Source organism: Streptomyces sp. NPDC047014, assembly GCF_040644195.1.
Taxonomy (GTDB): Bacteria; Actinomycetota; Actinomycetes; order Streptomycetales; family Streptomycetaceae; genus Streptomyces.
Genome location: NZ_JBEYVX010000148.1, coordinates 1 through 8,409, shown reverse-complemented (window position 1 = coordinate 8,409; position 8,409 = coordinate 1). Strand labels below are relative to the sequence as shown.

6 protein-coding genes and 5 tRNA genes are annotated in these 8,409 nt (G+C 71.5%); 2 read left to right on the top strand and 9 right to left on the bottom strand.

Annotated elements, in window-relative coordinates:
• Positions 1-61: 61 nt before the first annotated feature.
• From ABZ873_RS33295 to ABZ873_RS33255, 9 genes are all read right to left on the bottom strand, one after another.
• Positions 62-134, bottom strand: a tRNA-Glu gene (locus tag ABZ873_RS33295).
• A 27-nt stretch (positions 135-161) separates the two neighbouring features.
• Positions 162-233: transfer RNA gene (locus tag ABZ873_RS33290), tRNA-Gln, on the bottom strand.
• A gap of 24 nt (positions 234-257) precedes the next feature.
• Positions 258-330 (bottom strand) — tRNA-Glu (locus ABZ873_RS33285).
• A 63-nt stretch (positions 331-393) separates the two neighbouring features.
• A tRNA-Glu gene (locus tag ABZ873_RS33280) sits at positions 394-466 on the bottom strand.
• A gap of 27 nt (positions 467-493) precedes the next feature.
• Positions 494-565 (bottom strand) — tRNA-Gln (locus ABZ873_RS33275).
• A gap of 85 nt (positions 566-650) precedes the next feature.
• Complete coding sequence (locus tag ABZ873_RS33270; protein WP_360880320.1) at positions 651-1,379, bottom strand: HAD family hydrolase; 729 nt, start codon at positions 1,377-1,379, stop codon at positions 651-653.
• Positions 1,380-1,485: 106 nt separating this feature from the next.
• Entirely contained in the window at positions 1,486-2,961 is a 1,476-nt protein-coding gene (gene gltX / locus ABZ873_RS33265) for a glutamate--tRNA ligase (RefSeq protein ID WP_360880317.1), read from the bottom strand.
• Positions 2,954-3,760 carry a fumarylacetoacetate hydrolase family protein gene (locus ABZ873_RS33260; protein ID WP_360880314.1) on the bottom strand — a complete coding sequence of 269 codons (807 nt, stop codon included), beginning with the start codon at positions 3,758-3,760 and terminating at the stop codon, positions 2,954-2,956. The genes gltX and ABZ873_RS33260 overlap by 8 nt, the downstream gene beginning before the upstream one ends.
• A 101-nt stretch (positions 3,761-3,861) precedes the next feature.
• A complete protein-coding gene (locus tag ABZ873_RS33255) occupies positions 3,862-4,050 on the bottom strand; it encodes a hypothetical protein (protein WP_360880312.1) in 189 nt (62 codons plus the stop codon).
• A 579-nt stretch (positions 4,051-4,629) separates the two neighbouring features.
• Between ABZ873_RS33255 and ABZ873_RS33250 the strand changes: the two genes are divergently transcribed.
• Entirely contained in the window at positions 4,630-8,307 is a 3,678-nt protein-coding gene (locus ABZ873_RS33250; protein WP_360880309.1) for a nitrate- and nitrite sensing domain-containing protein, read from the top strand.
• A partial coding sequence (locus tag ABZ873_RS33245; protein ID WP_360880323.1) for a roadblock/LC7 domain-containing protein occupies positions 8,308-8,409 on the top strand: 102 nt, incomplete at its 3' end.

Sequence of the window (8,409 nt, the reverse complement as noted above, 5' to 3'; positions counted from 1 at the left end):
CCCGGGCCCCCGCTCCCGGACCCCCCCCTCCGCCATCGCGCGCGCGCCCCTTCTCTGTAGGTACCCCCGACCGGATTCGAACCGGCGCTACCGCCTTGAGAGGGCGGCGTGCTAGGCCGCTACACAACGGGGGCGGGCCTCACAGCTTGCGCTGTACTGCGCTGGGCTACCAGGACTCGAACCTAGAACAAAGGAACCAGAAACCTTCGTGTTGCCAATTACACCATAGCCCAAGGTGGTCTATACCAGACCAACAGTACCCCCGACCGGATTCGAACCGGCGCTACCGCCTTGAGAGGGCGGCGTGCTAGGCCGCTACACAACGGGGGCCCTAGCGATCCTGCATCAAGACGTCCGGGAGCTACCCAATGGAGACCTTGCGGGAAGGATCTGTACCCCCGACCGGATTCGAACCGGCGCTACCGCCTTGAGAGGGCGGCGTGCTAGGCCGCTACACAACGGGGGCTAAGCACTGCGTTACTGCTGCACTGCGCTGGGGTACCAGGACTCGAACCTAGAATAAGGGAACCAGAAACCCTCGTGTTGCCAATTACACTATACCCCACCGAAAGTCAACCCCTGGGGAGCTTTTCTTTCGAGTGGCGCCTCCGTCCGGCCTTTCGGCCCGCTCCGGCGGCGCAGAAAGAACATTACCGGATGCCTGACCGTGCTCCAAAACGGGTATCCCCGGCCAGCAGCCCCGGGAGCTGGTCAAGCCCCTCGATCCGGTGTACGCCTTCGGGTCCGGGCCCCCGGCTCCCGTCCCGGTCGATCCACACCGCCAGCAGCCCGGCGTCGCGGGCCCCGCGCGCGTCGATCTCCGGCTGGTCCCCCACGTACGCCACCTCCCCGGGCGGCAGCCCGAGCGCCGCGCAGGCGGCCAGGAACGCCGCCGCCTCGGGCTTGCTGACGCCGAGCTCCACGGCGCAGACCAGCACCTCGAAGCGGTCGCGCAGGCCGAGGTGGCGCAGCTTGGGGTCCTGGTTGGCGGAGGAGGAGTTGGTGAGCACCCCGTGCCGGTAGCCGGCGGCGAGGGCGTCGAGTACGGGCACCACGTCGGGGAAGACGGCCCAGGCGGCCTTGTAGTGCTCGACGTAGCTGTCGAACCAGGCGTCGGTCTCGTCGTCCGTCATGGCGGGCGCCTCAAGGAACTCCCGCACCCGGTCCTGGCGCTGCCCCTGGAAGGTGCCGACGCCTGCGGCGAACCGCGCCCAGTGGCGGTCGGTGATCTGCCGCCAGCGGGCGAGCGCCTGCGCGGGGGTTCCGTAGCGCCCGGCGAGCCGGACGGCCTCCAGCTGCGCCGCGAGGCCCGCCGCGTCCGCCCCCGTGTAGTCGAAGAGGGTGTCGTCGATGTCCCACAGCACGGCGCGGATCGGCATGGGACCGAGCCTACGGGGCGGGCGGGCGCCGCGGGAGGGAATGCCGCGGGGGGCGGCACCCGGATGTCCGGGTGCCGCCCCCCTGCGGGACGTGCGGGTGGCGCGGTCAGCCGGCGAGCCTGGCCAGCGCGGCGTCGATGCGGGCCAGCGAGCGCTCCTTGCCCAGGATCTCCAGGGACTCGAAGAGCGGCAGGCCGACCGTGCGGCCGGTGACGGCGACGCGGACGGGGGCCTGCGCCTTGCCGAGCTTGAGGCCGTGGGCCTCGCCCGCGGTCAGGACCGCCTGCTTGAGGGATTCCGGGTCCGACCAGTCGGCGCCGGCCAGCTTCTCGCGGGCGGTGGTCAGCAGGGCCGCGGGCTCGCCCTTCATGGCCTTGTCCCACGACGCCTGGTCCTCGACCGGCTCCTTGAGGAACAGGAAGTCGACATTGGCCGTGATCTCCGACAGGACGGCGACGCGAGTCTGCGCGTACGGCGCGATGCGCTCCCACGCCTCCGAGTCGAAGTCCTCGGGCGCCCAGGGGGCGTGCGGGGCCTGGAGCCACGGGGCGCAGCGGTCCGCAAAGACCTTCGGGTCGAGCAGGCGGATGTGGTCGCCGTTGATCGACTCGGCCTTCTTGAGGTCGAAGCGCGCCGGGTTGGCGTTGACCCCGTCGATGTCGAACTTCTGCACCATCTCCTCGACCGAGAAGACGTCCTGGTCCTTGGAGAAGGACCAGCCGAGCAGCGAGAGGTAGTTCAGCAGGCCCTCGGGGAGGAAGCCGCGCTCGCGGTAGAGGTTGAGGGACGCCTCGGGGTCGCGCTTGGAGAGCTTCTTGTTGCCCTCGCCCATCACGTACGGCAGGTGGCCGAAGGCGGGGGTGGTCTTGGCGACGCCCAGCTCGGTCAGGGCCGCGTAGAGGGCGATCTGGCGGGGGGTGGAGGAGAGCAGGTCCTCGCCGCGCAGGACGTGCGTGATCTCCATCAGCGCGTCGTCGACCGGGTTGACCAGGGTGTACAGCGGGGCGCCGTTGGCCCGGACGATGCCGAAGTCCGGCACGTTGTCCGGGGTGAAGGTGAGCTCGCCGCGGACCAGGTCGGTGAAGGTGATGGGCTCGTCGGGCATCCGGAAGCGGACGATCGCGGGGCGGTGCTCGCCCTGGTACGCCTCGACCTGCGCGGGGGTGAGCTCGCGGCAGTGGCCGTCGTAGCCGGAGGGCTTGCCGGCGGCGCGGGCGGCGGCGCGGCGGGCGTCCAGCTCCTCGGTGGAGCAGTAGCAGTGGTAGGCGTAGCCGCCGTCGAGGAGCTTCTTCGCGACGTCCGCGTAGATGTCCATGCGCTCGGACTGGCGGTACGGGGCGTGCGGGCCGCCGACCTCGGGGCCCTCGTCCCAGGTGAAGCCGAGCCAGCGCAGCGAGTCGAGCAGCTGGCCGTAGGACTCCTCGGAGTCGCGGGCCGCGTCGGTGTCCTCGATGCGGAAGACGAACGTGCCGCCGTGGTGGCGGGCGTACGCCCAGTTGAAGAGGGCGGTGCGGACCAGGCCCACGTGGGGGTTGCCGGTCGGGGAGGGACAGAAACGTACGCGGACGGGCGGATTAGCCACGCTTGATCACCTTGTTGGTGAGAGTGCCGATGCCTTCGATGGTGACGGCGACCTCGTCGCCGACGTTGAGGGGGCCGACTCCCGCCGGGGTCCCCGTGAGGATGACGTCGCCCGGGAGCAGCGTCATGGCCTCGGTGATGTGGACGACCAGGTCCTCCACGGAGCGGAGCATGTCGCCGGTGCGGCCCAGCTGGCGCTGCTGCCCGTTGACCGTGCACTGGATGGTGAGGTCGGACGGGTCCAGGTCGGTCTCGATCCAGGGGCCGAGGGGGCAGGAGCTGTCGAAGCCCTTGGCCCGGGCCCACTGCTTCTCGCGCCGCTGGACGTCGCGCGCGGTGACGTCGTTGGCGCAGGTGTAGCCGAAGATCACGTCCTTGACGCGCTCCCGGGGGACCTCGCGGCACATGCGGCCGATGACCACGGCGAGCTCCGCCTCGTGGTGGAGGTCCTGGGAGAAGGAGGGGTAGGCGATCGGGTCACCCGGGCCCACCACGGAGGTGGAGGGCTTGAAGAAGGTGATCGGCGGTTCCGGCCGGCCTTCGCTGTCGACGACGGCGTTGCCGAGCTCCGCCGCGTGCTCCGCGTAGTTGCGGCCGATGGCCACGACCTTGTTCGGGAGCACGGGCGGAAGCAGCCGGACCTTGCTCAGCGGGACCTTGGTGCCCGAGAGCTCGAAGTCCGCGAACGGGATGCCCTTGATGATGTCGAGCACGAGCGACGCTTCATCGCCGGGGGCGGCGTCGCCCTCGACCGCGCCGAACGCGACATTGCCGTCGATCGAGAACCTGGCGATGCGCACGTGTTGCGTCTGCCCCTCTGTCTGCTGTCTGCGGTTCCTGGAGTCTGCGGTCCCAGGCTAACGCGGCGGGGGGCGGCGCCCGGCGCTCCGTGCGGGGCGTCCTACTGCGCGGCGGCGGCGACCGGGGCGTCCATGAGGACCGTGCGGCGCGGGTTGGCGGTCTGCGTCGGCAGGTCGACGACGTGCTCCGGGGTGGCCGGGGCCGTCTGCAGGTCCTCGGCGTCCTTGAGGTGCGCGAGGGTCGTGCGACGGGGGTTGGCAATGTTGCGGAACATCGTCGTGGTCTTCATGGGAGTTCGGGGTCCTCGTTCGGTCCGGTGGGCTTCGGCCGGGGCCCGCGCGTGCGCGTGCACCAACCCTTCAAGGGGCAAGGCTAAACATCTCAATCCCCTCGCGAACCGGTAAGTAATGGCCATGACCATGTGAGTTTGCTCACCCGTGACCGGACATACCACCCATAACGGACGGTCAATTCCGGGCGCCGAAACGGACATTGCGCCACTGAATGCGCCATTCCGCTCCTGATCATGGCGACTGGGACACCTTGCCAGGCTTGGTGTTTGGATGACGTAAGTCCGGTTTCACCCGAATGCGGTCACACATCGCGTAGCGCGTCCATCACGAGCCGTGACCGACTCTCCGGGCCGACACGCGCACCTTGTTGGAGATCCGCCACTGTGCTGGAATTCGCGGGACCGCCGCGGGACCCAGTCCGGCGCGCAGGTGGCGCGAAACCGCGCCGAGCGCGGCGGAAGGAAAGGGAGACGCGCCGGTCACCGACGACCACCATGGGGCCGAAAGTGCCCCACGACTCGACACCGTCCCACCGGTCGCCCGGCGGGACGCCTGGTCCAGAGGTTGCGACGCTAGTGCAGGGACGATTCAAGAGGGATGGCAAGGGGTCTCCCCAGGCCCGTCAGGGCCGTGGGGAAGCTGCGGCGGAGCAGGAGCCCCGCGGCGGGACCGACCGTGGCTCCTCGCCCCAGCACGCCCAGAACCGCGGGCCGGCTGTCGAAGGCGCGGCCCCCGACGCCTCCGCCGCCGCGGTGAAGGCGAAGGGCCGCGGCAAGGCCGTCAAGCCGAAGGGCAAGCCGCGGACCGCCGGGTCGACCGAGCCCGAGACGGCGATACCGAAGGCCCCCAGTGGGCCCGGCTCCCGCCTGGCGATGCAGAACTGGCGCATCAGCACGCGACTGGTGTCGCTGCTGACCCTGCCGGTCGTCGCCGCCACCACGCTCGGTGGCTTCCGTATCAACGACTCGCTCGGCGACATCGCGCAGCTCGAACACATGCAGCTGCTGACGACGATGACGCGTCAGGCCACCAACCTGGCCGCCATGCTCCAGGAGGAGCGCGACCTCTCCGCGGGTCCGCTCACGATCTCCCAGGGCAAGCCGACCAGCAGCGTCCAGAGCGCCCGCCAGCAGACCGACACCGCCGCCAAGGCGTTCGCCGCCGCGACCGACAAGGTCGACAGCACGGGCGAGAAGGACGACACCCTCAAGTCGATCCGCAACAACGTGCTGCAGATCGGCCGTCAGCTGACGAACGTCGACACGATCCGCAACAAGGCGTACGTCAACGGCGCCCAGCAGACCGTCAGCGAGTACAACGCCCTCATCGTCTCGCTGCTCTCGCTCTCCCAGGACATGGCGCAGGCCACCTCCAACCCGGAGATGATCAAGCGCACGCGCGCCCTGGCGGCCTTCTCCGCCGCCAAGGAGTACGCCTCCATCCAGCGCGCGATCATCGCCGCCTCGCTCCCCGACACCGCGGAGAAGCAGGGCCAGCTCAAGGAGAACGACCGGCTCTACGCCCTCTCCGCCCAGAAGGGCGAGCAGCAGGCGAAGACCACCTTCGAGCTGGTCTACCAGGGCCGCACCGAGGAACTGCTCGCCGGCCTCGGCGACAGCAACTCCGAGATCTCCACCGCCGACCACTACGCCCGCCGTGTGCTCGCCAGCCAGGACGCCTTCCTGCGCGAGAAGAACCGGTCCTGGCTGGACTGGTACGACGCGGACGGCACCAAGCTCCAGGCGATGAAGGTCATCGAGCTGACCCTGCTCGAGGAGATGGAGCAGAAGGCCCGTGAGCTGAAGAACGAGGCCCAGCAGGACGCCATCATCAACGGTGCCCTGATCCTCCTCGTCCTCGGCGTCTCCCTCGTCGGCGCGTTCGTCATGGCCCGGTCCATGATCCGCTCGCTGCGCCGCCTGCAGGACACCGCCACCCGGGTCGCCCAGGACCGTCTGCCCGAGCTCGTCAAGCAGCTCTCGGAGTCGGACCCGCAGGACGTGGACACCTCCGTGGAGTCCGTCGGCGTGCACACCCGCGACGAGATCGGCCAGGTGGCCGCGGCCTTCGACGACGTGCACCGCGAGGCCGTCCGCCTCGCCGCCGAGCAGGCCCTCCTCCGGGGCAACGTCAACGCGATGTTCACCAACCTCTCGCGGCGTTCCCAGGGTCTTATCCAGCGCCAGCTCTCGCTCATCTCCGAGCTGGAGTCCCGCGAGGCCGACCCGGACCAGCTGTCCTCCCTCTTCAAGCTCGACCACCTCGCGACCCGTATGCGCCGTAACGGCGAGAACCTCCTCGTCCTCGCGGGCGAGGAGCCGGGCCGCCGGTGGACCCGTCCCGTCCCGCTCGTCGACGTCCTGCGCGCCGCCGCCTCCGAGGTGGAGCAGTACGAGCGCGTCGAGCTGGCCTCGGTGCCCGGCACCGATGTCGCCGGCCGCGTGGTCAACGACCTCGTGCACGTCCTCGCCGAGCTGCTGGAGAACGCCACCTCGTTCTCCTCCCCGCAGACCAAGGTCAAGGTCACCGGTCACGCGCTGCCCGACGGCCGCGTGCTCGTCGAGATCCACGACACCGGTATCGGCCTCTCCCCCGAGGACCTGGCCGCGATCAACGAGCGGCTCGCGTCGCCGCCGACCGTGGACGTCTCCGTCTCCCGCCGCATGGGCCTGTTCGTGGTCGGCCGCCTGTCCCTGCGACACGGCATCCGCATCCAGCTGCGCCCGTCCGACTCGGGCGGTACGACGGCCCTCGTCATGCTCCCGGTGGACGTCGCCCAGGGCGGCAAGAAGCCGGCTCCCATGCCGGGCCAGGGCGGTCCGGGCGGCGCCCCGGGCGGTCCCGGCCAGCAGGGCTCCGTGCCCGGCGCGGGCGCCCGTCCCGCCATGGGCTCGGGTCCGCAGCGCGGCCAGGTCGGCGGCGGTCCGCGTGCCGCCCTGCCCGGCCGCGACGGCGCCGGCCAGCGCCCGCAGGGCGGACGCCCCCAGGGCGGTCCCGGCGGCCCGGCCGGTCCCGGCGGCCCCGGTGCCCGTCCGCAGGGCGGTCCCACCGCCGCGGGTCAGGGCCAGAGCGCCTTCGGCTCCGGTCCGCTGCCCACCCGCGGCCCGGTCCCGAGCCCCGGCTTCGGCGGCCCGCAGGCCCGTCCCGCGGCCGGCCCCGGCGGTTTCCCGCAGGGCAACGGCTTCGAGCGCCCGCAGCAGCCGCAGCCCCAGCAGGCTCCGCAGCAGCCGCAGCCGCAGCAGGCCCAGCAGCAGCCGGCCCCTCCCGCGGCTCCGGCCCAGGGCGGCTCCCGGCCGCAGCTGCCGCCGCGCGGCGGTCCGGCCCGTCCGGAGCTGGCCGGTCCGCAGACCACCAGCTGGGGCGCGGACCAGGCCCGCGGCCACGACGAGCTCTCGGGCCCCGGCTCGACGGCCGAGTTCGCCCGCCCGGACTTCAACGCGCCGATGCCGCAGGGCGACGCCCTGAACAGCACGACGGGCCAGTTCGAGCGTCCGGACGTACGCGGTCCCCAGGACCCGTCCACCACCGGCCAGTTCGAGCGCCCCGGCTACCAGCCCCAGCGGCCCGGCGGCCCCGGTGTCGGCGGGTACGCCCCCCGGCCCGAGACCCCGCAGCAGCAGCCGCAGGACCCGCAGGCGGGCGGCTACGCGCCTGTACCGCCCGCGCGGCCCGAGGCTCCGCGGCTGCCGCAGGCGCACCGGCCGGAGGCACTGCCCCCGGCGCCGAGCGCCGGTGACACCCGTAGCCCGATCTTCGACACCCTGGAGTCGAACTGGTTCCGCGAGGAAGGGCAGCAGCCCGGTTCCCCGGCGCCGGCGGTACCCCAGCAGCCGCAGCAGCAGTCCGCTCCGGCCGCCGCCCCGGCCCCGCAGCAGCACCAGCTGCCGCAGCGGGGTCAGGAGCAGGCGGCGGAGCCGGCCCAGTCGACGACCGGCAGCATGCCGACCGTCAGCTGGAAGTCCTCGCCGAACGACGAGCTGATGCGCCAGGCCGAGCGCGTGCGCCAGCCCGCCGCCGGCGGCATCACGACGTCGGGGCTGCCCCGCCGGGTACCGCGGGCGAACCTCGTGGCCGGCACCGCGCAGCAGCAGGCCGAGGCGCAGGCCGGTCCGCAGGTCTCGCGTGCTCCGGACGACGTCCGCGGGCGTCTGACCAACCTCCGACGCGGTATCCAGCAGGGTCGCCAGGCCGGCAACAACGGCCAGGCGACCGGCAGCTACCACATCGACCCCACTTACCAGCAGGAGCGATAGTTGAGTTCGATGAGCCAGGCGGCACAGAACCTGAACTGGTTGATCACCAACTTCGTGGACAACACCCCCGGGGTGTCGCACACGGTGGTGGTCTCCGCCGAC